Source organism: Raineyella fluvialis (assembly GCF_009646095.1).
Taxonomy (GTDB): domain Bacteria; phylum Actinomycetota; class Actinomycetes; order Propionibacteriales; family Propionibacteriaceae; genus Raineyella; species Raineyella fluvialis.
In genome coordinates, this window is the sequence record NZ_CP045725.1 from 1,506,341 (window position 1) to 1,529,693 (window position 23,353).

Annotated in this window: 24 protein-coding genes; 11 read left to right on the forward strand and 13 right to left on the reverse strand. The window is 70.0% G+C overall.

The genetic code is table 11. From position 1 onward, the window contains the following. Nucleotides 1-67: 67 nt before the first annotated feature. The 4 genes from ilvD to Rai3103_RS06915 all read right to left on the reverse strand — a co-directional run bounded on the left by ilvD (nucleotide 68) and on the right by Rai3103_RS06915 (nucleotide 4,394). Nucleotides 68-1,756 carry a dihydroxy-acid dehydratase gene (gene ilvD, locus Rai3103_RS06900; protein ID WP_153571970.1) on the reverse strand — a complete coding sequence of 563 codons (1,689 nt, stop codon included), beginning with the start codon at nucleotides 1,754-1,756 and terminating at the stop codon, nucleotides 68-70. 108 nt (nucleotides 1,757-1,864) lie between these two features. After that, nucleotides 1,865-3,493 carry a glutamate synthase-related protein gene (locus tag Rai3103_RS06905; RefSeq protein ID WP_153571971.1) on the reverse strand — a complete coding sequence of 543 codons (1,629 nt, stop codon included), beginning with the start codon at nucleotides 3,491-3,493 and terminating at the stop codon, nucleotides 1,865-1,867. Between the two features lie 68 nt (nucleotides 3,494-3,561). Then, the gene (locus Rai3103_RS06910; RefSeq protein ID WP_228489240.1) at nucleotides 3,562-4,047 is read right to left on the reverse strand and encodes a PTS sugar transporter subunit IIA; all 486 of its coding nucleotides are present in this window, start codon (nucleotides 4,045-4,047) and stop codon (nucleotides 3,562-3,564) included. Continuing rightward, nucleotides 4,044-4,394, reverse strand: a complete 351-nt coding sequence (locus Rai3103_RS06915) for a PTS sugar transporter subunit IIB (protein WP_153571972.1) — start codon at nucleotides 4,392-4,394, stop codon at nucleotides 4,044-4,046. The genes Rai3103_RS06910 and Rai3103_RS06915 overlap by 4 nt, the downstream gene beginning before the upstream one ends. 140 nt (nucleotides 4,395-4,534) lie before the next feature. Between Rai3103_RS06915 and Rai3103_RS06920 the strand changes: the two genes are divergently transcribed. The 8 genes from Rai3103_RS06920 to Rai3103_RS06955 all read left to right on the forward strand — a co-directional run bounded on the left by Rai3103_RS06920 (nucleotide 4,535) and on the right by Rai3103_RS06955 (nucleotide 12,984). Continuing rightward, nucleotides 4,535-5,263 (forward strand): GntR family transcriptional regulator, encoded by a 729-nt coding sequence (locus Rai3103_RS06920; protein ID WP_153571973.1) that lies wholly within the window; start codon nucleotides 4,535-4,537, stop codon nucleotides 5,261-5,263. Between the two features lie 110 nt (nucleotides 5,264-5,373). After that, entirely contained in the window at nucleotides 5,374-6,624 is a 1,251-nt protein-coding gene (locus tag Rai3103_RS06925; RefSeq protein WP_153571974.1) for a PTS transporter subunit EIIC, read from the forward strand. 137 nt (nucleotides 6,625-6,761) lie between these two features. Beyond that, on the forward strand, nucleotides 6,762-7,541 hold the full coding sequence (gene nagB / locus Rai3103_RS06930) for a glucosamine-6-phosphate deaminase (RefSeq protein ID WP_153571975.1): 780 nt from the start codon (nucleotides 6,762-6,764) through the stop codon (nucleotides 7,539-7,541). Next, nucleotides 7,538-8,677: an N-acetylglucosamine-6-phosphate deacetylase gene (gene nagA, locus Rai3103_RS06935; RefSeq protein WP_153571976.1), complete on the forward strand. Its 1,140-nt coding sequence runs from the start codon at nucleotides 7,538-7,540 to the stop codon at nucleotides 8,675-8,677. The genes nagB and nagA overlap by 4 nt, the downstream gene beginning before the upstream one ends. Before the next feature lie 83 nt (nucleotides 8,678-8,760). Further along, entirely contained in the window at nucleotides 8,761-9,465 is a 705-nt protein-coding gene (locus Rai3103_RS06940; protein WP_153571977.1) for a trimeric intracellular cation channel family protein, read from the forward strand. A gap of 81 nt (nucleotides 9,466-9,546) precedes the next feature. Further along, a complete protein-coding gene (locus Rai3103_RS06945; protein ID WP_153571978.1) occupies nucleotides 9,547-10,791 on the forward strand; it encodes an alpha/beta hydrolase in 1,245 nt (414 codons plus the stop codon). A gap of 4 nt (nucleotides 10,792-10,795) precedes the next feature. Continuing rightward, nucleotides 10,796-11,893, forward strand: coding sequence for a hypothetical protein (locus Rai3103_RS06950; RefSeq protein ID WP_153571979.1), 1,098 nt, complete (start codon nucleotides 10,796-10,798; stop codon nucleotides 11,891-11,893). A 317-nt stretch (nucleotides 11,894-12,210) separates the two neighbouring features. Continuing rightward, nucleotides 12,211-12,984, forward strand: a complete 774-nt coding sequence (locus Rai3103_RS06955; RefSeq protein WP_153571980.1) for a GerMN domain-containing protein — start codon at nucleotides 12,211-12,213, stop codon at nucleotides 12,982-12,984. Nucleotides 12,985-13,037: 53 nt separating this feature from the next. On the opposite strand, the gene Rai3103_RS06960 is transcribed toward Rai3103_RS06955, so the two are convergent. After that, nucleotides 13,038-13,682 (reverse strand): dihydrofolate reductase family protein, encoded by a 645-nt coding sequence (locus tag Rai3103_RS06960; RefSeq protein ID WP_153571981.1) that lies wholly within the window; start codon nucleotides 13,680-13,682, stop codon nucleotides 13,038-13,040. 142 nt (nucleotides 13,683-13,824) lie between these two features. On the opposite strand from Rai3103_RS06960, the gene merA reads away from it, so the two are divergent. Further along, nucleotides 13,825-15,318 (forward strand): mercury(II) reductase, encoded by a 1,494-nt coding sequence (merA, locus tag Rai3103_RS06965; RefSeq protein WP_479685344.1) that lies wholly within the window; start codon nucleotides 13,825-13,827, stop codon nucleotides 15,316-15,318. Between the two features lie 19 nt (nucleotides 15,319-15,337). Here the strand turns inward: merA and Rai3103_RS06970 are convergent, their stop codons facing one another. Further along, the gene (locus Rai3103_RS06970; protein WP_153571982.1) at nucleotides 15,338-17,089 is read right to left on the reverse strand and encodes a sialidase family protein; all 1,752 of its coding nucleotides are present in this window, start codon (nucleotides 17,087-17,089) and stop codon (nucleotides 15,338-15,340) included. A gap of 151 nt (nucleotides 17,090-17,240) precedes the next feature. On the opposite strand from Rai3103_RS06970, the gene Rai3103_RS06975 reads away from it, so the two are divergent. Beyond that, on the forward strand, nucleotides 17,241-17,540 hold the full coding sequence (locus Rai3103_RS06975) for a LysE family translocator (RefSeq protein WP_228489242.1): 300 nt from the start codon (nucleotides 17,241-17,243) through the stop codon (nucleotides 17,538-17,540). Between the two features lie 4 nt (nucleotides 17,541-17,544). On the opposite strand, the gene Rai3103_RS06980 is transcribed toward Rai3103_RS06975, so the two are convergent. Both Rai3103_RS06980 and arsB read right to left on the reverse strand, forming a co-directional pair. Beyond that, entirely contained in the window at nucleotides 17,545-17,958 is a 414-nt protein-coding gene (locus tag Rai3103_RS06980; protein WP_153573651.1) for an arsenate reductase ArsC, read from the reverse strand. Between the two features lie 60 nt (nucleotides 17,959-18,018). Beyond that, a complete protein-coding gene (gene arsB / locus Rai3103_RS06985; protein WP_153573652.1) occupies nucleotides 18,019-19,104 on the reverse strand; it encodes an ACR3 family arsenite efflux transporter in 1,086 nt (361 codons plus the stop codon). A gap of 111 nt (nucleotides 19,105-19,215) precedes the next feature. Between arsB and Rai3103_RS06990 the strand changes: the two genes are divergently transcribed. Next, complete coding sequence (locus tag Rai3103_RS06990; RefSeq protein ID WP_153571984.1) at nucleotides 19,216-19,599, forward strand: ArsR/SmtB family transcription factor; 384 nt, start codon at nucleotides 19,216-19,218, stop codon at nucleotides 19,597-19,599. Nucleotides 19,600-19,657: 58 nt separating this feature from the next. Here the strand turns inward: Rai3103_RS06990 and Rai3103_RS06995 are convergent, their stop codons facing one another. The 5 genes from Rai3103_RS06995 to Rai3103_RS07015 form a co-directional block, all read right to left on the reverse strand. Continuing rightward, nucleotides 19,658-20,008 (reverse strand): SHOCT domain-containing protein, encoded by a 351-nt coding sequence (locus Rai3103_RS06995; protein WP_153571985.1) that lies wholly within the window; start codon nucleotides 20,006-20,008, stop codon nucleotides 19,658-19,660. Between the two features lie 141 nt (nucleotides 20,009-20,149). Continuing rightward, nucleotides 20,150-20,566: a VOC family protein gene (locus Rai3103_RS07000; protein WP_153571986.1), complete on the reverse strand. Its 417-nt coding sequence runs from the start codon at nucleotides 20,564-20,566 to the stop codon at nucleotides 20,150-20,152. A gap of 308 nt (nucleotides 20,567-20,874) precedes the next feature. Then, complete coding sequence (locus Rai3103_RS07005) at nucleotides 20,875-22,071, reverse strand: alkaline phosphatase family protein (protein WP_153571987.1); 1,197 nt, start codon at nucleotides 22,069-22,071, stop codon at nucleotides 20,875-20,877. Nucleotides 22,072-22,204: 133 nt separating this feature from the next. After that, nucleotides 22,205-22,591: a VOC family protein gene (locus Rai3103_RS07010; protein ID WP_153571988.1), complete on the reverse strand. Its 387-nt coding sequence runs from the start codon at nucleotides 22,589-22,591 to the stop codon at nucleotides 22,205-22,207. 325 nt (nucleotides 22,592-22,916) lie between these two features. Beyond that, nucleotides 22,917-23,306, reverse strand: a complete 390-nt coding sequence (locus tag Rai3103_RS07015) for a hypothetical protein (protein ID WP_228489243.1) — start codon at nucleotides 23,304-23,306, stop codon at nucleotides 22,917-22,919. Nucleotides 23,307-23,353 lie beyond the last annotated feature (47 nt).

A 23,353-nucleotide genomic window follows, 5' to 3' on the forward strand; every position in this document is an offset into this window, starting at 1 on the left:
TTTCTGATGAGCATAGGTCTTCCCTATGACCTTGCGGTGGAGCACAGCCGCAGGCGCGCTCTCACGCTCAGCTCGTGACGGCCCCCTCCGACGCCGAGTGGACCAGCCGGCTGTACTTCGCCAGGACCCCGTGGGTGTAGCGGTGCGGCACCGGCGTCCAACCGTCCCGCCGGGCCGCAAGCTCGTCCGGGTCGACCAACAGGTCGAGCGTACGGGCGGCGATGTCCACCCGGATCCGGTCCCCGTCGCGGACGAAGGCGATCGGGCCGCCGTCGACGGCCTCAGGGGCGAGGTGACCGATGCACAGGCCCGTCGTGCCGCCGGAGAACCGCCCGTCGGTCAGCAGCAGCACGTCCTTGCCCAGCCCGGCACCTTTGATCGCCCCGGTGATGGCGAGCATCTCCCGCATGCCGGGCCCGCCCTTGGGTCCCTCGTACCGGATCACCACGACGTCGCCCTTCTGCAGCCGGCCCTGGTCGAGGGCGTCCATCGCCGCCTGCTCACGCTCGAACACCCGCGCCGGCCCCTCGAAGACCTCCGCGTCGAACCCTGCCGACTTCACCACCGCCCCGTCGGGGGCCAGGGATCCCTGCAGGATCGCGATCCCGCCGGTGGGGTGCAGCGGGCGGTCCATCGCCCGGATCACCTTGCCGTCCAGCGGTCGCGGACCGATCTCCTCGAGGTTCTCGGCGAGCGTACGACCGGTCACCGTCAACGCGTCGCCGTGCAGCAGCCCGGCCCCGAGCAGCGCGGCCATCACCACGGGGATGCCGCCGTGGAAGTCCATGTCGGCCATCACGTACTTCCCGAACGGCTTCATGTCGGCCAGGTGCGGCACCCGATCACCGATCCGGTTGAAGTCGGTGAGCTGCAGGTCCACGTCCGCCTCGTGGGCGATGGCGAGCAGGTGCAGCACCGCGTTGGTTGATCCGCCGAGCGCCATCAGCAGCGTGATCGCGTTCTCGAAGGCGGCCCGGGTGAGGATGTCGCGGGCGGTGATGCCCTGGCGCAGCAGTTCGACGACTGCCTCGCCCGAGCGATGGGCGTACGTGTCCCGGCGCCGGTCAGCGGCCGGCGGGGCCGCGGAACCGGGCAGGCTCATGCCGAGGGCCTCGGCGAGGGAGGCCATCGTGTTCGCCGTGTACATGCCACCGCAGGCACCCTCGCCGGGACAGATCGCGCGTTCGATCGCGTCCAGGTCCTGGCGGCTGAGCAGCCCTGCCTGACAGGCGCCGGCGGCCTCGAACCCGTCGATCAGCGTCACCTCCCGCTCGGTCCCGTCACTCAGCAGTGCCTTGCCGGGGGCGATGGAGCCCGCGTAGAGGAAGACGGCGGCCAGGTCGAGCCGGGCAGCGGCCATCAGCATCCCCGGCAGGGACTTGTCGCAGCCGGCGAGGAGCACCGAACCGTCCAGCCGTTCCGCCGACATGACCGTCTCCACCGAGTCGGCGATCACCTCGCGCGACACCAGGGAGAAGTGCATCCCCTCGTGCCCCATCGAGATGCCATCGGACACCGAGATGGTGCCGAACTCCAGCGGATACCCACCGCCGGCATGCACCCCCTCCTTGGCCGCCTTCCCCAGCCGCTCGAGGGAGAGGTTGCAGGGGGTGATCTCGTTCCAGGAACTCGCGATGCCGATCTGGGGCTTGTCCCAGTCGTCGTCGCCCATGCCCACAGCGCGGAGCATGCCGCGGCTGGCGGTGGCGTGGATGCCGTCGGTGACGACGCGGCTGCGGGGCTTGATGTCGGGCATGGTCTTCCTCGATCCGTGCGCGTGTGCCTCTGGTCACAGTACCGCCGTGAGTTTGTCAGCGGGGTCATCCGGAAGAACGGGAGGATTGCAGCGGACAGCTCCGGCAGCTCAGCTCGACGGCCCGGCGAAGGCCACACCCGTGAGGGCCGCGATGTCGGTCTTCCAGGTGGTGAGGTCGTCGGGCTGGAAGTCGCGCAGGTGGGAGTGCCCACAGGCCCGGGCCAGAGTCTGCATCAGCCCGGTCGTGGCCGCGAGGAACCTGGCCAGGCGCCGGGCGGACTCCTCGACCACCAGCCGGCTGCGGAGGTGCGGCTGTTGGGTGGCGATGCCGACGGGACAGTTGTTCGTGTGGCAGGCCCGCATCCCGAGGCAGCCGATGGCCTGCATGGCGCTGTTGCCCACCGCGACGGCGTCCGCCCCGAGCGCCAAGGCCTTGACGAAGTCCGTCTCGCGGCGCAGTCCGCCGGTGATCACCAGGGTCACGTCGCCGCGCCCGGACCGATCCAGGTGTCGCCGGGCCCGCGCCAGGGCAGGCATCGTGGGTACGGAGATGTGGTCGCGGAAGATCAGCGGCGCCGCGCCGGTCCCGCCGCCACGCCCGTCGAGGATGACGTAGTCGGCGCCCGCCTCGAGGACGAAGTCGAGATCCTGCTCGATGTGCTGAGCCGACAGCTTGAAGCCGATGGGGATCCCGCCGGTGACCTCGCGCACCTCGTCGGCGAGCGCCGCGAAGTCGTGCGGCGTCCGCAGGTCCGGGAACGCCGCCGGACTGATCGCGTCCTGCCCCGGTGACAGCCCCCGCACGGCGGCGATCTCCGGGCTGACCTTCGCCGCGGGAAGCAACCCACCGGTGCCGGTCTTCGTCCCCTGCCCGACCTTGAAGTGGAAGGCCTGGCATGTGGCGGCCTTCTCCAGGCTCCAGCCGAAGCGCCCCGACGCCAGTTCGTAGAAGTAGCGGGAGTTGGCCTCCCGCTCCTCGGGCAGCATCCCACCCTCGCCCGAACAGATGCCGGTCCCGGCCATCTCGGCCCCGCGGGCCAGGGCGAGTTTCGCCTCGCGGCTGAGGGCGCCGTAGCTCATGTCCGTGACGAGGATCGGGATCGCCAGCCTTAACGGCCGAGCGGCTCGGGGGCCGATCACCACGTCGGTGCCCACCTCGGCGTCGTCGGCCAGCGGTCGGCGCGCCACCTGGGCGGTCAGCAGTTGCAGGTCGTCCCAGCGGGGAAGATCGACGAGCGGCACGCCCATCGCCGCCACCTCGCCCTGATGCCCGATCCCGGTCAGGCCGTCGCGGGCGAGCATCTGGATATAGGCGTTCTGGGGCTCTTCGGGGCCGCCGTGGATGTCGGCGTACAGCCCTTGGTAGGCCTCGCGATCGTACGGCTGCGGATGCTCCCGCTCCCAGGCAGCGATCTCGGCCTCGTCGACCATCACCGCATCGGCCTCGATGTCGACCCAGGCGCTGAACTTCGCCAGCACCTCGTCATTGGCGTACGCGCTGACGCCGGTCTGGTAGCGGTAGTCCCACCCGTGCACGCCACAGACCAGGTCGTCACCCCGGATGAAGCCGTCGGCAAGCAGGGAGCCGCGGTGCAGGCATCGCCCGTAGAGCACGGAGACCGCGTCGTCGTGGCGGATCACCACCAGGTCGACGCCCGCGGCGAGCGCGTAGGTGGGCGTACGGTCGGCGAGTTCACTCCAGGTCGCGATCCTCACCGCTGACTGCTCGGGCGCCATGGCTCACCCTACCTCCGTGGCCCGCGCCGGCGGGGGCGTACGAAGCCGCCGCCCCCGCCGGCACACGGTCAGGAGGCGCGCCGCCCGCGTCGACTCGACCCCTCGGCCGGTTCGACCTCGAACAGTGCCTCACCCACGTCGGCGTGCTGGCCGAGCAGCGGTGAGACGATGCTGCCGGGCGCCGAGTCCAGCACGCACACCAGCACCACCGGGGAGAGTCCCTGCGCCTCGATGGCCGCCGGATCCCACCGGATCATCTCCTGACCGGCGACGACCTCGCCCTTGAGGGGCCCGAGGATCTCGAAGCCCTCGCCGTTCAGCCGGACGGTGTCGATGCCCAGGTGCACCAGGATCCCGCGGCCATCCGGGGTGGCGATGGCGTACGCGTGGGGGTGCACTTTGGCGACCTTGCCGGCGACCGGTGCGACGGCGACACCGACCGTACGGTCCGGGTCGACGAGCACACCGGAGCCGACCATCTCGGCGGCGAACACGGGGTCGGGGGCCTCGCTCAGGGGGCCGACGGTGCCGGGGAACGGGTTGAGGATCTTCACATCAGGTCCTGCATGTCCTCGGCGATGGTGTCGGCCTCGGGGCCGACGACGACCTGGACCACCCGGCCCTGCTTCACCACGCCCATCGCGCCGGCGGCCTTGAGGGCGGCCTCGTCCACCAGTGCCGCGTCGCGGACCTCGGTGCGCAGGCGGGTGATGCACGCCTCCATGTCTTCGATGTTGTCCGCCCCGCCCAGTCCGGCGAGGAGCGCTTCGGCCTTGTGCGTGCCCGGCTTGCTCATGGCTGTCCCTTTCTGCTGCCCCGATCGGCTCTGATCGGAGGTCGGTCGTGCTGTCCGGTGAGTCCTGCTCGGGTCGAGCGGTGACTCGTTGCGGGCTTCCTCCATTGTCACTTGACAGGGCGGCCGCGGTGGAGAACACTTGCTGGTACGTACCGGACTGTACCAGACCGAACCGGTACGAGCCAAGAGGTAGATTGCGACAGATCTACCGCGGATCACCGCAGATCGCAGGGCAAGGAGGACCAGTGAGCCAGACCAAGGTGCTGAAGCTCGGCGCTGTCCCGAAGTACTCGCAGCTCGAGGCCGAGCTTCGGGCGCGCGCCGCCGCGCTCGGTCCCGGTGAGCCGATCGAGTCGGAACGCTCGCTGATGGAGACCTACGGCGTCAGCCGCGCCACCGTCCGCCGTGCGATCGCCGACCTGGTCAACGACGGGGTGCTGGTCAGTCTGGCTGGCCAGGGCACCTTCGTCGCCGAGGCCAAGGTGCAGACCAACCTCCACCTCGCCTCGTTCACCCAGGACATGACCCAGCGCGGCCGCGTCCCCTCCACCGCTGTGCTCTCCATGCGACTCGCTGAGCCCGACGCGCGCGCCGCCGAGTACTTCGGCACCGGCGCGCCGGCGTGGCACCTCGAACGGGTCCGCTGCGCCGACGGCGAGCCGATGGCCCTGGAGGACCAGTGGATCGACCCGCGGATCGCCCCCGACCTGGGCACCAAGGACCTGCGCGGCTCCACGTACGCCATCTTCGCCGAGGACTACGACGCCCCGGTCGACGCCGCGGAGCAGACGATGTGGGCCACCACGGCCGACGAACGCCTCGCCGAGATCCTCGACATTGAGGTCGGCCAGGCGGTGCTCGTCTTCGACCGCTGGTCGAGCAGCCGCGGCCGCCCGGTCGAGTCGGTGCGGTCGTGGTACCGCGCCGACCGCTACCGCGTCCACATGAGCCTCGACACCTCGATGCGCGCCTGACCCTCCGAACCACCACCGATGACCCCCACGAGGGGCCACCCCCCGAACAGGCCCTGGCTGATCCAGGGCCCACCACCGGCCGACGTACGGCCCACGAAAGGAAACACCTCATGTCCACTGCCACCGCTGAAGCTGGCAAGAACAAGGCCTGGCTCGCCTGGCTGCAGAAGCTCGGTCGCAGCCTGATGCTGCCGATCGCCGCGCTGCCGGTCGCCGGTCTGTTGCTGCGACTCGGTCAGGACGACCTGCTGGGCAAGGACGGCCTCCATTGGAACGCCGTCGCCTCCGTCGTCGGTGCCGCCGGCGGCACCCTCTTCGACAACCTCCCGCTGCTGTTCGCCCTCGGTGTGGCGATCGGCATGGCCAAGAAGGCCGACGGCTCCACCGCCCTCGCCGGCCTCGTCGGCTACCTCGTCTACAAGGCCGTGGGTGACGCCATGTCCCCGCTGATCGGACTGCCGGTCGGCGCCAACGGCAAGCAGACGGTGATCAACTACGGCGTGCTCGGCGGCATCCTCGTCGGCATCATCGCCGCCTCCCTCTGGCAGCGCTTCCACCGGGTGAAGCTGCCCCCCTACCTGGCGTTCTTCGGCGGTCGCCGGTTCGTCCCGATCATCACCGCCCTCGCCACCATGGTGCTCGCCGTGCTGATGGCCTTCATCTACGGCGGCTTCAACGCCGGCCTTTCGGGGCTGGGTGTCTGGTCAGCGCAGAACTCGATCATCGGTGGCTTGGTCTATGGCACCGTCAATCGCCTGCTCATCCCGCTGGGCCTGCACCACATCATCAACACCACCGTGTGGTTCCAGGTCGGTGAGTGCGTCAAGGCGGGAGCCCCGGCCCACGGCGACCTGACCTGCTTCTTCGCCACCCAGGGTGCCCAGGGCGGCACCTTCATGACCGGCTTCTTCCCGATCATGATGTTCGCCCTGCCGGGCGCGGCCCTCGCCATCTGGCGCAACGCCCGCCCCGAGGCCCGCAAGATCACCGGCGGCCTGATGCTGTCGACCGCCCTCACCGCGTTCCTCACCGGCGTGACCGAGCCGCTGGAGTTCTCGTTCATGTTCGTGGCGTGGCCGCTGTACATCGTGCACGCCGTCCTCACCGGCACCTCGCTGGCCCTGGTCAACGCCCTCGGCATCCGCGACGGCTTCACCTTCTCGGCGGGCCTGTTCGACTACGTCCTCAACTTCGGCATCGCCACGAAACCGTTGTTGTTGATCGTCATCGGCCTGGCGTACGGCGTCCTCTACTACTTCCTGTTCAGCATCATCATCAAGCGGATGAACCTGAAGACGCCGGGTCGCGAGGAAATCGCCGACGCGGCCGAGGGCGAGACCGTGGACGCTGACCGGTCCTGACCGCGCTCTCCTGACCCCGTGGGTTCCTGACCGGCGCCCTCACCCTCTCCCAGCTTGACCTGGGGCGTACGGCCACGCCATCCCGGTGGCCGTACGCCCCCGCCCGGCCCGGCCGGGCCGACACCGAAGGAAGAACAGTGGAAGTCATCATCAAGGATTCGGCCGCCGAACTGGCGACGGTCGCCGCGGACATCGTCCAGCGCCTCGTGCACCGCAAGGCGGACGCCGTGCTCGGCGTCGCCACCGGCTCCAGCCCCGTCGGCCTCTACGACGAACTCGGCCGCCGCGTCGCCGCCGGCACCCTCTCGCTGGCCGGCTGCCAGGCCTTCATGCTGGACGAGTACGTCGGGCTGGCCGCCGACCACCCGCAGCGCTACCGCAACGTCATCGAGACCGAACTCGTCGCCCGCACCGACATCCGCAGCGAACGGGTGCACGGGCCCGACGGTCTGGCCTCCGACATCCCGGCGGCCTGCGCGGCGTACGAACAGGCCATCCGGGACGCCGGTGGGGTCGACCTGCAGGTCCTCGGGATCGGCACGGACGGGCACATCGCCTTCAACGAGCCCACCTCCTCCCTCGGCTCGCGGACCCGGATCAAGACCCTGGCCCGCCAGACACGGATCGACAACGCCCGCTTCTTCGACGATGAGGCGCAGGTGCCCACCCACTGCCTGACCCAGGGCGTCGGCACCATCCTCGAGGCCCGGCGGATCGTCCTGCTGGCCGAGGGGGAGCAGAAGGCCGAGGCGATCCGCCAGCTGGTCGAGGGCCCGGTCTCGGCGATGTGGACCGCCACCGCGCTGCAGTGGCATCCGTACGTCACCGTGATCGTCGACCAGGCTGCCGCCTCCCGGCTGGCGCTGCACGACTACTACCTCGACGTGTACGCGCAACGTCCCGGATGGCAGGAATGACCGCGACGGTCCTCCGGGCGACCCGCGTGCTCACCCCGGACCCAGTGGACGACGGTTGGGTCCGGGTCGAGGGGGAGCGGGTGGTCGGCGTCGGCTCGGGGCCGGTCCCCGCGGCGGCGGCGCAGGACGCCGACGTCGTCGACCTCGGTGATCGGCTGCTGGTGCCGGGTTTCGTCGACATCCACGCCCACGGTGGCGGAGGGGCGGCGTACACCGACGGGGTGGACGCCGCGCGGACCGTGGTGGCCGCCCATCTCGCCCATGGCACCACGTCGGCGATGGCGTCGCTGGTCACCGACGCCGTGCCGGTGCTCGAGGACCAGGTGCGCGCCCTCGTCCCGCTGGTCCGGGCCGGTGAGCTGCTCGGGATCCACCTGGAGGGCCCCTGGCTCTCCGAACTCCACTGCGGAGCCCACGACCCCGACCTGCTACGTGACCCGATGCGTCACGACATCGACACCCTGCTCGCCGCCGGTGAGGGGACGGTCCGGATGGTCACCCTGGCGATCGAACGGCTGGGCGGCCTCGCCGCCGTACGCCACCTCGCCGAGGCCGGCGTCATCGTCGCGCCCGGTCATTCCCATGCGACGTACGCCGAGGCGAACCTCGCCATTGACGAGGGTGCCCGGGTCGCGACTCACCTGTTCAATGCCGAGCGGCCGATCCACCATCGCGAGCCCGGACTCGTCGTCGCCCTGCTGGAGCGTCCCGAGGTCACCGTCGAACTCATCGCCGACGGCGTCCACCTTCACCCGGCGATGGTGGGCGACATCGCCCGGATCAAGCGGGGCCGGTTCGTCCTGGTCACCGACGCGATGGCCGCGGCCGGCAGCGAGGACGGCGACTACGAGCTGGGCCCGCTCAAGGTCGAGGTCCGCGGGGGAGTTGCCCGACTCGCCCACGGCGGGGCCATCGCCGGCAGCACCCTGACCCTGGACCGGGCCGTACGCTTCTGCGTCGAACGCGCCGGGATCGACCTCGTCGACGCCGTCCGGGCGGCCACCCTGACCCCCGCCACCGTCATCGGCCGCGACGACATCGGCCGGATCGCCCCGGGGGCGTACGCGGACCTGGTGGTGCTGCGCCCCGACCTGACCGTCGAGGCGGTCCACCGGCACGGACGAAGGGTCCGCTGACGCGACGACGGCACCTGCACGATACTGAGGACCGCGGGTGGGGTAGCTGACGCGGTGTCGGTGACGAGGGTCGGAGGTGTGTGGTGTCGGGTCTTTCGGCAGCGGTGGTCCAGGCGTCGGGGTTCCTCGACCTCACCGGCGTGCTGTCCAACGCCATCCTCGGCGGTGTGGTGGCGCGCAACGAACGCTTCGACCCGATCGGCTTCGCGACGTTGGCGATCATCTCCGGGCTGGGCGGGGGACTGATCCGCGACACCCTGCTGCAGCACGGCACCCCGATCGCCCTGACCGACCCCTGGTACGTCATCACGGCCCTGATCGGCGCGACCATCGCCTTCCTGATCCCGGTCGAGGGCAGGCTGTGGAACGCGATCTTCCCGTGGATCGACGCCCTCGCGCTGGGGACGTGGGCCGTGGCGGGCGCGACGAAGACCCTCTCCGTCGGGCTCGGGGCCCTGCCGGCGGTGATCCTCGGCGCGGTGACGGCGGTGGGCGGTGGCGCCGTCCGCGAAGTGCTGCTGCGTCAGGTCCCCTCGGTCTTCGGCGGCAACACCCTCTACGCCACGCCGGCGCTGGTGGCCAGCGGTCTGCTGGTGCTGCTCAACCGGCTGGGACATCCCACGGTGGGACTCGTGGTCGGGACATTGGGCGGGGCGGGATTCATGTTGCTGTCCCGGTGGCGTCAGTGGCAGTTGCCCGAGGCGTACCACCTCACCCCGGTCCGGGTCTGGAAGCGGCGGTCGGAGCCGGGGGAGACGTCCGGTCGGCGGTGGCGTCGGGGGCGTTGAGGCGACCTTCTCCCCGCCAGCCTTCTCCCCGTCAGCGTACGACGGCAGGGTGATGGCCCGAGGCCCGGGCATGATGGGTCCATGCCGCGCGCACGGGTGATCGCGACAACCGCCGGTCTGCTGGGCCTCGTCCTCGTCGCCGCAGCGGGGTGGGTGTGGCCGCGACCCCATTTCGCCACGACCGGGCGGCACCCGGTCGGCACGACGACGCTGACCTGGACCGACACCTCCCGGCCAGAGATCACCAGCCAGGACCCCGCGCGGCGCCGCACCCTGGTCGCCCAGGCCTGGTACCCCGCCGTGCCGGGAGCGTCCGGGCCGCGGGCACGCTACTTCGCCGACCCCGCCTTCGCGGAGGCCATCGCCCGCCTGTTCGGAGTGCCGAACTGGCTGCTGGCCGGGGTATCCGCCGCCGAGACGCCCGCCGTCGTCGGGGCTGCCCCAGCCGTGGGACGCCATCCGATCATCGTGGCGTGCACCGGCCTGTCGGGTTCTCGGTCATTGAGCTCCTTCCAGGCTTTGGAACTCGCGTCGCACGGCTACGTCGTCGTGGCCCTCGACCAGCCGGGCGCCTCGGCCGCCGTCACCCTTCCCGACGGCCACGTGGCACCCGTGCTGGGACTCAAACCCACCTTCGACCCGCTGCTCTACCACGGCATCGAGCCCCGCACACCGGCGCCGGTGGTGAACGGCCACCCGCTCCCCACCGGGATCGCCACGTACCTGGCCGACGACGTGTCCTCCACACTCGACCACCTCGCCGACCTCGCCGATCTCGCGACCGAGCCGACCGGACTGGGCCCGCATCTGGACCTTGAGCGCGTCGGAGTCACCGGGGTCTCGCTGGGCGGAACCACGGTGGCAGAGGCGTCCGCCCGCGACCACCGCATCCGCGCGACCCTCATTCTCGAGGCACCCCTGACCCAGGCCGCCACCACGCGTGGGCTTCCGCAGCCCGTGATGGTCATCACCCGCGGTGCCAACGCCATGCGCCGGGAACGCGACAGTGCCGGCGGCTGGACCGAACATGAGATCGACGTCCACCAGCAGACCCAGCGCGCCGTGATCGACCAAGCCCCCGGCGAGGCCTGGTTCGTCCGCATCGACACGCTGTCCCACATCGACTTCACCGATCTGCCCGCCTGGACGCCTCTGTTCCGCCTGGCAGGCTGGTCCGGGCCGCTCGACGGCCGGCGAGGCCACCAGATCATCAACGGCCTGAGCCTGACCTTCTTCGACCACACGCTGCGCGGCGCGGGCACCGCCCCGGAGGCGGCTGCCGGCGCCTGGCCGGAGGCCACCATCGAACCGCGCTCGGCAGGATGAGGCCATGGTTGAGGTGAACTGGAAGGGGATCGCTCGGACCGCGAAGGCGCTGGGCGGCGAGGGCACGAACTACCTGCTCCTCAAGACCAAGCAGCAGATCGACGAGGACACTCTTGATGCCGCGCTGCCGATTGTCGAGGAGGGGCCGGACAACGGTGGCTGGTTCCTCGGCCCGCAGGGCTGGATGGTGCTCGTCGAGGGACTGGACGAGCAGGTCAACCCGTGGATCGAGCAGCTTGCCGCCCGCCTGACAGCCGCGGGAATCGAGGGGACCCTGACCGGGGCGAGCGTCGCCGTACCGCCGATGTGGACCCGGGGAGATTGGGATTCACGCGGGCTGTACGCCAGCATCGCCTACGCGGCGGAGGCCCGCTCTTCCTCCGTCGAAGCCGGGGACCCGGGTGCCGATCGCGCTGCGCAGCGGTCCGTCGACCTGGGGTTGAGCTGGTTGACCGCACATGGCGGGAAGGTGATGGTCTCCACCGGCATGATGGTGCGAACGGCGTTCTGGGTCCCGGCCGAAGCCGCCCGCGGCATCATGATCCAGGACGTCGAGCAGCTCGGATCGGCTCTTTCGATGAACTTCAACAAGGCGGGGCTGGAGTACAGCCACCTGTACGTCCAGCCCTGGGGGCTGGAGCTGGGCCGCACAACCGCCGATTACCGGTGGCGCGACATCGTCGGCGACTTTCGCGCCACTCTGGTGTCCGCGGCGTCGCTCGGGCAGGTCTCCTATGCCTCGGTCGCGCACCGAGATTTGGGGGCCCTATGGTGTACTGACACCCCGGGCAGCGAGCAGTATGCCGGGAGCGCCTACAGGGACCACCCGGAGCTGTGGAGCGAGTTCGTCCTCGAGCCGTGCGGCGTACAGATCCTGACGAATCGCCACCTCGAGGCTGCCAACGACCTGTCCGCGTGGCAGACCACCCGGCTCGACGACACCCACGTGCTGGTCCAGGCCCGCGACCTCGAACCCTGGTACGCCACCCGCCGGTGGTCGTACGAGCTACTGGACCCGCAGCTCATGGCCCAGGCCCGCGACGACTTCGGCGCCATGATCCTCACCCCGGAGCGGGCCCGCGAGGTGGGCTTGACGGCCTGAGGATCCGCTGCCGTGGGGTGCATGGCGAAGAGCGCCTTCGCCGCGGTGCGGTGGGGTGCGGTGCGGTTCCCCGCAGCCGCCGCCGTTTCAGTTACGCGCCGGGCATCGGCGCCCGGCGGGTAACTGGAAGCCCGGCTGCTGTGGCCGGGTCAGGCCGGGGTCGCCCGGCTGGTCGGCCAGGGTCGGCTGGGGAACGAGGAACGGGGGTCCGGAGTCGGCGCCGGCTGTGACCCCACTGACGCCGTCCGCCCTTGTCAGCCCTCGGTCCTGCCAGGAGAATGCGAATCATCCCGATCGTCCGCACGAGGGGGCGTCCGATGAGGAAGCTGATCGGCATCGTCGCCGCGCTGGGGCTGGTGCTCGTGGTGGGCGCGTGCAGTCTGATGCCCACGGCGGGGCCCACACCACAGCCCATATCGCCGGCCACACCACGTACGAACGCGTCCACCTCGCCGTCGGGAAGCGTCACCTCGTCGACGCCGGCCGCCACGATGACGGTGACCCTCTACTACGGCAACCAGTTGCTCAACCCCGGATCGACCGACTGTGCCCAGGTCTATGCCGTCCATCGGACGGTGCCCGCCTCCGGTGACGTCCTGACGGCGACGATGAGGGAACTGGTCGTCGGCCCGACGATCGCCGAGACGGCTCAGGGGTACGTGTCGTTCTTCTCCCCGGCCACCTCCCAGAGCCTGATCAGTGCCAAGGTGGTCGGGAACACGAGCTACCTCAACTTCACCGACTTCCGCCCGATCATCCCCAATGCCAGCACGTCCTGCGGAAGCGCCGCCCTGCTGGCCCAGTTGCGCACGACCGGCCAGCAGGCGGGGATGACCCCCGGGTGCTGTACGCGATCAACGGTCAGCCGCGGACCTTCTGGGAGTGGCTCCAGGTGGGCTGCGACGCGTCCAACGACAACTGCGACCCGGCGCCGTTCGGCGGCTGACCCGACCCACCCCCCGTCCGGGCCTGGCCGGGTCGCGGTGCCCGACCACCCCGCACAGGCGCCGTCGTTCCATTCAGCCGCCGGGCGCCGACGCCCGGCATCGGAATGGAAGCCCGGCGGCTGCGACGGCGCCGTGAGCTCGTGAGCAGCCCGTAGGCGGTTCGGGCCGGCCCTCGTGCGATTCCGACCCGGTGGACCTCAGTCCCGCCAGAACAGGTGGTGCACCACGCCGCTGACGCTGGGGACCTTCTCCAGGTGGTAGCGGTCGAGCAGCTCGTCGGGGCTGTCCCAGAGCCGCTCACCTCGTCCGGCGGTGATCGGCACGACGGCGATGTGCAGCACGTCGACCAGGCCGGCGGCGAGGAACTCCCGTACGGTCGCTACCCCGCCACCGATGCGTACGTCACCGCCGTTCGCCGCCTGCTTCGCCGTCGCGAGGGCCTCCTCGGGTGAGGCGTCGAGGAAGTGGAAGGTGGTGTCGGTCAGGCTGAACGAGGGCCTGAGGTGGTGGGTGAGGACGAACACCGGGGTGTGGAACGGCGGATCGTCGCCCCACCAGCCTTGCCAGCTCAGGTCCTGCCAGGGTCCGCGTTGCGGTCCGAATTTGTTGCGCCCCATGATCTCGGCGCCGATGCCGTTTGAGAAGTCCCGGCTGAAGTAGTCGTCCAGTCCGCGGCTGCCGCCGGGCTCCCGCCGGCCGACCCAGCTGGCCGTCGCGAAGGCCCAGGCATGCAGGTCCGCCGGGTCGAGGCTGCCGAAGGGACGCTCCAGGCTCTGTCCCTCCCCGCTGCCGAAGCCGTCGCTGGACACGCTGAAGGATTGGACGCGTACGAGTTGGGTCATGGCCGGCACCTCCGTCGGTTCGGTTCTGCCTTGATTGTGGCGCAGATCACTTGTCGCGTGTGGGGTGACCCGCGGATCTGGCTACTGCGGGGGAGTATCACTGCAGGAGATCGGATGGCGATGGAGGCGGGAGGTGCCCGACATGGACACATCGGTCACGACGGGTACAGCGGATACGACGAGCAGATCGGGCAGGCAGGAGATGGACGACGTCAGCGTCGATCTCGCCATCATCGGCTCCGGCGCCGCTGCCTTCGCGGCGGCGATCCGGGCCAGTGGACGCGGACTGTCGGTGGCCATGATCGAACGTGGCACCCTCGGCGGCACCTGCGTGAACACCGGCTGCATCCCCTCCAAGGCGCTGATCGCGGCCGCCGACGCGCGGCATGTCGCCATGGACGCCGGCCGCTTCCCGGGTATCGCGGCCGCTGCGGGTCCGGCGGACCTGCGCGCTCTCGTCGGGGGCACGCAGAGCCTGGTCGAGACGATGCGGACGGAGAAGTACGCCGACGTCGCCGAGGCGTACGGCTGGACGATGCTGACCGGCGAGGCGGCTTTCACGGGTACGCCGGAGGTGCCATGGCTCCGGGTGAGCGCGCCGGACGGCAGAGGCGTACGCGTCGAGGCGCGGCACTACCTGGTGGCCACCGGTTCCGCGCCGTGGATGCCCCCGATCGAGGGCCTCACGGACGTGGATCCCCTGACCTCGACGACCGCGATGGCGCTGGAGGAGGTGCCCGCGTCGCTGCTGGTGCTGGGCGGTGGGTACGTGGCACTCGAGCTGGCCCAGCTCTTCGCCCGGCTCGGGTCGAGGGTGACGATGCTCGTCCGCTCCCGGTTGCTCTCCCATGAGGACCGCGAGGTGTCCAGGACGTTGGAGGGGGTCTTCGCTGACGAGGGGATCCGCGTCGTACGCCGCGCCGAGGTCACCGCGTTCGGGCGGGTCGAGGCCACCGGAGAGGCCGTCGCCACGGTGACGGTGCGCGGGGAGCGGGAGGAGTTCCGGGCCGAGCGGGTGCTCGTGGCGACTGGCCGCCGACCGGTCACCGACGGACTGGGCCTGGCCGGGGTCGGCGTCGACACCGGACCCACCGGGCAGATCGCTGTCACTGACGACCTCGCCACCGCCAACCCCCGGATCTGGGCGGCCGGCGACGTCACGGCCCACCCGGAGTTCGTGTACGTGGCGGCATACCACGGCGCGATGGTGGTCGACAACGCCTTCGGCGACGCGCGACGGACGGTCGACTACAACACGCTGCCGCGGGTGACCTTCACCGACCCGGCGGTGGGGGCGGTGGGCCTGACGGAGAAGCAGGTCGTCGCCGCCGGGCACCGCTGCCACTGTGCGGTCCTGCCGCTGGCGTACGTTCCGCGGGCGGTGGTCAACCGCGACACCCGCGGCTTCATCAAGATCAACGCCGACGCCGACACCGGCCGGATCCTCGGCATCACCGCGGTCGCCAAGGACGCCGGGGAACTGGCCGCCGCCGGGGTGCACATCCTCGAGGCCAACCTCGGCATCGAGGACGTCGCTCACCGCTGGGCCCCGTACCTCACGATGGCCGAGGGCCTGAAGATCGCCTGTCAGGCCTTCACCACGGACGTGTCGATGCTGTCCTGCTGCGCGACATGAGGACGCGATGTGAAGCGGGTCAGGGCCGGATCACCGCCGCGTAGACGTTCTGGTCCAGGCCGCCCGAGGTGTCGAAGCATGTGGTGCTCAGCGACGTGCAGGTGCCACCGGTCTCCGGATCACCCGCCACATCGGCGCCGTCGGCGTCGCCGGTGCGATCCGCGGCAGCGACCGTGTCACGCTGATCGGCCCAGACGGCGCCGATCCGGTCACCCTGCGCGGCGACCGTGATGTAGTCGCCGAGGAACGGCACGCGTCGGCCGCCGAACTGCTCGTAGTTCGGGTTGAAGGGCCTACTGGTCACCCGGATGCTCGTGCCCCAGGTGCTCCCTCCGTCGGTGGAGGCGGCGTAGCGGACGTTCAGGCAGGCGCTGGTGGCCCCGGTCGCGCTGTTGCACGGCGGCCGGGTCGCGGCGTAGTCCCCGTCCCCGCGGGAGTCGTACCAGATAGCGCTGACGCGGCCGGCCGAGGCGACCAGATAGGGGAAGAACTGGTGCCCGGTGCCGGACGGTGCCAGGGCCGTCGGGGTCGACCAGTGGCTGCCACCATCCGTGGACGTCGCGACCTGGATCTGTCCCTGACCCGACGGCAACGCCGTCTGGAAGGCCATCACCACGGTCCCGTGCACGGTGTCGGCCGCGAGGTACGGCTGGGCGAGATCGAAGCGCGGGAAGGTGAAGCCGGTGGGGCAGGCGTACGGCCCGTCCCCGCAGTCGCGGGCGCCGTTACCGGAGAACTGGGACGAGTCGAACGCGCGGTAGGGGACCGCGATCCGGGCGTTCGTGAAGGTCTTCCCGTAGTCGGCGGAGGAGACGAAGGCTGCACCGGTGACCGAGTTCATGGCCGGGCCACCAGCACTCCCCACCCAACTGACGAAGACCTGACCGCCGGCACCGATCGCGATCGAGGGGCCCTGGTTGCCCGACGTGGCGGCGGAGAGCCGGACCGGAGTGCTGAAGGATGCACCATGATCGGTCGACCGGCTGAACATGATGCTCGCGCCGCCGCTCCCGCGGAAGTCCGACCAGGCGGCGTACACGATGCCGGTGGCGGGGTCGACCGCCATGGCGGTCTTGTCGTTGCTCGAGCCGAGTCCGAACGTGTTCTGGGCGAGGACCACGGTGCGGACGTACTTCTGGCCGTCGGTGCGGTTGTCACTCGGGTCCTTCGGTGCGTAGGTCGCCACCCAGACCGACCCGATGTTGTCGCGGGTGGTGAAGCCTGAGTTGCCGTTGTCGGTCCCGCGGTTGAAGTTGTTGCCCATGAAGAAGAGGTTTCCGCTGCCGTCCCAGGCCATGACGGGGTCGCCGGAGGCGATGGCCCCGCCGGCGACCAGGCTGCTCAGTGGCGAGGCGGCGCCCTGCGTGGAGGAGTCGCCCAGGTAGCCGGGCAGGAGGCTGTTGGTCCACGTGCCACCGCCGTTACTGCTGCGATAGAACCCGGCCCACGCATCGCCGACGGTGGCCGTCGTGCAGTAGTTGTTGGAGCCGGCGGCCCACACGTCGGGGTTGCGGGGGTCGATGGCCAGGGTCGGCTCGTTCTGCTGTCGGCGATCGGTGGTGCAGCGTGCCAGGACGGCGTCGGTGTACGACCCTCCGGCCAGCTGGTCGGCGCTCTTCCAGGTGGAGGTGCCGTTGTCGAGGGTCACGCGGACGTTCGTGCCGGCCGTCGGGGTCGGTGGTGGTGGGGTGGCGTGGGCCGCGCCGCCCTGGGTCAGCAGTGCTGCGGCGGCGATCGCCGCGTACGCGATGGCAAGTCGAACACGCGCCATGGAATCCCCTTGTGCCGGCGGCCAGGCACGACGATGTGCGCTGGAGCGATCCGTACGGCCCCTGGCCTGAGCGTAGTGGCGTAGGTCACACTCAGTGAATGCCTGTGAGGTGCGTCCTCGACGACGTCCTCAGGTTGCTCTTCGGGGCCTCGTGCGCGGTGATACGGGTTGGCGCCAAGGTTTCACGTCAAACATCACCAACCCGAAGGTGCTCGCCTTCTACCTCGCCGTGCTGCCGCAATTCCTGCCAGCGGGCGCGACGCCGCTGGAGGCGATCCCTCTGGCCCTGTTCCACGCGGCCATCTCGGCGCTCTACCTGGCGATCATCACCCTGGCGGCGCACCGCGCCCGCCGCGTCCTGACCCGGCGCCGCGTACGTCGCGGGCTCGACGCGGTGACGGGGTCGGTGATGATCGGCTTCGGCCTGCGGCTGGCCGGGGAGCACGCCTGACGGTTCAGCGCGCCGCCTCGGCCGGGGTGGGCAGCACCTCGACGCCGAGCTCGGTGAGGAGTTCAGTGACGCGGCGCCGGATCTCGTCGCGGATGGGTCGTACGGCGTCGACGCCCTGGCCAGCGGGGTCCTGGAGCACCCAGTCCTCGTACCGCTTGCCGGGGTAGAACGGGCAGGCGTCACCGCAGCCCATGGTGATCACGACGTCGGAGGCCTGGACGGCCTCGGGGGTGAGGATCTTGGGCTTCTCGGCGGAGATGTCGATGCCCTCCTCGAGCAGGGCTTCGCGGACGGCCGGGTTGACGGAATCGGCCGGCGCGGAGCCCGCGGAGCGGACCTCGACCTTCCCCCCGGACAGGTGGTGGGTGTACGCGGCGCCCATCTGGGAGCGGCCGGCGTTGTGGACGCAGACGAACATGACGGAGGGCTTGTCGGTCACGATGGTTCCTCTCGTGGGGTGCGATCGAGGTCGGGTGGCTCAGCGGGTGGGCAGGGTCGGGTCGTGCGGGAACAGCCGGGGCGCCAGCCAGAGGGCGACGTAGACCAGACCGACCAGGACGGGGACCTCGATGAGCGGTCCGACGACGCCGGCGAGGGCCTGACCCGACGTGACTCCGAAGGTGCCGATCGCTACAGCGATGGCCAGCTCGAAGTTGTTCCCGGCGGCGGTGAACGCGACGGTGGCGGAGTGGCCGTAGTCGAGGCCCGCCGCGCGGGAGGCGAAGAGCCCGCCGAGCCACATGATCGCGAAGTAGGCGATGAGCGGCAGGGCGATCCGGGCGACGTCCCACGGACGGCTGGTGATCTGGTGGCCCTGCAGGGCGAACAGCAGCACGATCGTGAAGAGCAGGCCGTAGAGCGCCAGCGGACCGATGCGGGGCAGGAAGCGCCCTTCGTACCAGGTGCGGCCCTTCGTCCGCTCGCCGAGCAGGCGGGTGAGGAAGCCCGCTACGAGGGGAACGCCGAGGAAGACCAGCACCGAGACGAAGATCGCCCAGAACGAGAAGTCCGCCGAGGTCGTGGGCAGGCCCAGCCAGCCGGGGAGCACCTGGAGGTAGAACCAGCCGAGCGCGGAGAAGGCGATCACCTGGAAGATCGAGTTGACGGCCACGAGAACGGCGGCGGCCTCACGGTCGCCACACGCCAGGTCGTTCCAGATCAGCACCATGGCGATGCAGCGAGCCAGGCCGACGATGATCAGGCCGGTGCGGTACTCGGGCAGGTCGGGCAGCAGCAGCCAGGCCAGGGTGAACATGACGGCCGGGCCGATGATCCAGTTCAGGCCGAGGGAGAGTCCCATCAGCCGCCGGTCGGCAGTGACGCGACGGGTCTCGTCGTAGCGGACCTTGGCCAGCACCGGATACATCATCACCAGCAGGCCGATCGCGATCGGCAGGGAGACCGAACCGATCTTCACCGTGTCGAGTGCGGCGGACAGCCCCGGCACGAAACGGCCCAGCAGCAACCCGACAGCCATCGCCGCGATGATCCAGACCGGCAGGAACCGGTCGAGCATGCTCAGCTGACCTGCCACCGACGCGTGATGGGTCGTCTCCTCGTACATGCCGGCCTGCTCGGTCTGGGACACGGGAACCTCTCTCCATATCGACGATCGTCGATGGACAGTCTTCCCTGATGTATTGATGACTGTCAATGTGTGGGTTAGGGTGGTGCGATGCCACGGGTCACTCTGGACGCACCCCTCCTCGTCGAGCCGGGCGAGGCCTGTCTGCCTGCCCCGGCACCTGCTGTGCTGATGCCGGCCGAGCGGGCCGGCTGCCTGGCCGAGATCTTCAAGGCTCTGTCCGACCCGACCCGGGTGCGTCTGCTCGCCCATATCTGTTCGTCGGAGCATGGCACCGCCTGCGCGTGTCACCTGCCCGACGCTCTCGGGATCAGCCAGCCGACGCTGTCCCACCACTTGAAGAAGTTGGTCGACGCCGGCCTGATCACGCGAGAGCAGCGGGGGCGGTGGGCGCACTACACGGTCGTTCCGGAGGTGCTGGGCGTCGCGCGCGACTTCCTCGGCGAATCCACCGGCGGCATCCGCTGCTGCTGAAACTCGGCTGTTCAGACCGCGACTGCTGGAACCCCGACTGCTGAACCGCGGCCGTCCCTCACGCCAGGGGATCGCCCTGGTCACGCACGCTGCGCAGAGTGTTGACGCGGGCCTGATAGTCCTCGGGGGTGATGTCTCCGGCGGCGAGGCGGTCCGCGAGGATGCGCATCGCCTCGGCCTCGGGCGCGGCGCCCGGATCGGTGGTCGGACGAGGAGGAGTGGCCGCCGGCCGGCCATACCCGGTCCCACCATGGTGGGCTCGCCGGTGCCGGGCGCGCCGGATGAGGAGGAACAGGACGAGGAGGACGAGGAGGACGGGAAGTCCTCGGAACCCGAAGCCGTACGGCCTCATCATCCAGCCGTGGCCGAAGAAGAGGCCCATCATCTGCGGAACGAGTGCAACGATCATGGCAGCACTGTTCCCTATCCGCGGGGCCTCGCACATCGGCCCGGGAGCGGCACTTGACGTACGTCGGGGGGCGTACGGGGGCCTGAAGGTGCGTCCTGCACTCATCCCCTTCGCCGGCCACGAGGAGCGAAGGCGGGCCCGTTACGACCGGAAGTCCTCGACGGTGAGGCCGTCGGGGTGTCCTCGGGGCCATTCCACCAGCTCGATCAGGTACCCATCGGGGTCGGCGACCATGGACGTGCGAGGACCGTCGGGGCCGCCCGGGCGTTCCGCGGCGCTCGGCCGTCGCCCTGCCAGGGTCAGCGCCGCGATCGACGCGTCGAGGTCGTGGACCTGCACGACGAGGTGGTGGAAGCCGGTGCCCAGGTCGACGGGCCCGTCGGAGGGGCGGTACAGCAGTTCCAGGCTGCCCACGTCCTCGCCCGGGAACTTCAGCACGACCAGGATGGTGCCGTCGGCCATCTCGCCACGGCCGATCTCCCGATAGCCGAGTTCCCGATAGAACCCCATCGAGGCGTCGAGGTCAGTGACTCGGTAGGCGGTGTGCAGCGTCCTCATGGCGAGTGCCCTTCGGTGTCGTCCGGTGCATCCATCGTCCCAAGGGCCTCGAAGGGGCTCAAGGGTCTTCGACCAGGCGATCCCTCCCGCGATCCCTCCCGCGACCCCGACAGGGTGCCTCTGTGGGGTCATAGGGCAAACCTATGGAACGGGGGAGGTAGGGAGAGGGCTTGGGTGGTGGCCAACGACTCGCCGGCCTGCGACCTCCAGGATCGGCGATGAGAAAGGTCCCCGCAGCAGCAGAGCCGCAGGGACCTTCTCGCTTCGTTCTCTAGGGCCGGTTCAGCAGCCAGCGGGCGAGGCCGCGATCACGGACGGAAGAGGTCGGTGAACGTGCCGGAGGTGGTCGGGGAGCAGGTGTTCTCGAGGCAGCCGAGGTGCCACAGGTGCTCGATCGTGGAGAGCATCGTGTAGTGGTCGGTCACCTGGGTGTCCGTCTTGTGCGGGCCCGCGGCGGAGTTGATCACGATGAGCGGGGCGTCGCCACCGCCGAGGGTGGCGGGGGTGGTGCCGTTCGGGGTGCTCACACCGACCGGGCTGCCGGGGCCGCCGGTGGAGCCGGAGTAGTCGTTCTCGTCCCAGGCGAGCACGATGGTCGAGTGCGTGGTCTTCCAGGTGGTGGAGTTCATGATCTCGCTGACCTGCTGCTTGACGTAGTCGTCGCCCAGCTTGATGGCGCCGTGGTCCAGGCCTGAGTCGGGGTAGCCGCACGAGGGCATGTTGACCAGCGCGGCGGACGATGGCGAGACACCGTGCATGTCATGGCACTGGTTCGGGCTGATCCAGACGAAGTTCGGCACGTTGCCCGAGGCCAGGTCAGCGCTGAGGTTGTTCTCCAGCGGGACGATCTTGTCCATCCGAGCCGGCGAGTTGACGATGTCGGAGAAGTACAGGAACGGGTTGTGCTTCTGCGCGTACAGCTTCACGGTCTTGCCGCCGACGACCGGGGCGTACTCGACCTGCTTGTTGGTGGCCGGCATGCTCTCCATGTAGGCCTTCCAGGTCTTCCCGCCCTCCTCGAGCTGGTCGACGATCGTACGACCGGAGAACATGTGCGGCTGGGCCGACGCGCTGGCGATCTGCGCCGGCGTCAGGTACGCGTTGAGCGGGTCGGACGAGCCAGAGACGAACTCCTCCGGGGCGCACGTCACCGTGGCGCCGGCCTTGCAGTCGTCGTAGATGCCCTGGGGGGAGCCGGAGATGGCCGACAGGTAGTTCGGCAGGCTCGGGTGGGTGACGCCGTGGTAGCCGGTGGCCTCGTTGTAGCGCTGGGCGAGCGAGGTGATGTACGGGGCGTCGGCGGTGTTGCCGATGACCTGGTCCCGGCCGTGGTTCTCCATCATGATCACGAAGACGTGGTCCGGGCCGTTCTGGCTGTTCTCAGTGGCCTTGCTCGCGGCGGACGCGCCGGTCGCGCCGGCCGTTGCGGCAGCGGTCAGGGCCACGGCGGCGAGCGCGGCGACGGCACCCGCCCTGGGGCGGTTCTTCAGACTCAGGCTTCGCATCGAGTTCCTCTCAGACTGGCCCCCCGGGAGGGAGCATCAGGTCCGATCCCATCGGGCCGGCCATGAGAGGTCACTGGGAATTCGGCGACAGGGGCACGTCGTCCGGATGAACTGTTGGAGTACCGGCGCCGTCTCAGCGCCAGCCGCCGTACGGGACGGTGATGATCTCGAGGTTGTGGCCGTTCGGGTCCTTCCAGTAGAGCCCCCGGCCGCCGTCGTTGCGGTTGATGCTTCCCTCACGATGGTGGTAGGGGTCGGCCCAGAAGGTCAGGCCGCGGGCCCTGATCCGTGCCCAGATCGCGTCGAACTCCTCCTCGGACACGAGGAAGGCGTAGTGCTGGCGCTGGAAACCCTCAGGTGCATGGTCATCGGCGAAGTCCAACGAGGTGTCGCCGACCTGCACGACGACGAAGGGGCCGTAGGACACCGGCGGCGCGAGCCCGAGGACATCGGCCAGGAATGCGGCGGAGGCGTGCTTGTCGGTCGCGTTGACGATCGTGTGGTTGAGGGTGACGGTCATGCCGCACCTCCTTCCTCGTACTCATCATGCATCGCTGGTTCGGCCGTCCGGGAGGAGGCGACGTGTCAGCCGGCGACGACGATCTCGCCCTCCACGGCGTCCCATCCATGGCTCCTGCAGCCGAGCTCGGGCGGCGGAACGCCATCGGCAGTCCGTGCGCCGACCCGGTCTCGTCGCCCCGATCGACACGGTGGTGATCGCCTTGGCACTGCTGCGGCACGGGCTCATCGTCCGCGCGATTCCTATCCTCGGGCTCATCGGGGCACCGCTCGTCGCGTTGTCCCAGCATCGGGCGATGCGCCGGTGTCTCCGGAGCCGGCTGCCGTCAGCAGGTGACGAGGATGCGGGTCACCGGACTGCCCGCGAGGCCGGGGCTGTTCGAGGGGATTGCCCAGATCTTCTCCTCGAGGAATCGGAGGAACCGGGCCGCGGCCTCGCGATCATCGAACTCGAGGTCAAGGCTCACGTACCTGTCGTCATCGACGGGGCGACGGATTGTGTAGGCGCGGACCCCCGCCTGCGACCTGGCCGCTGCGAACCGATCGAACGCGGCATGCCAGGTCGCGTAGTCCGTCACCGGGTGCTCGATGTGCAGCGTCGTGGTGGCCCTTGGTGGTGTCCCGGGAGCCGATGGGCTGGCGCTCGCCTGTGTGCCGGAGCCGGTCTGTGTGGTGGAGCCGGTCTGTGTGGTGGAGCCGGTCTGTGTGGTGGTCATGTTTCCAGCGTCGCCGGCAGCACGGCGCTTCCCCATCCCAGGCATCT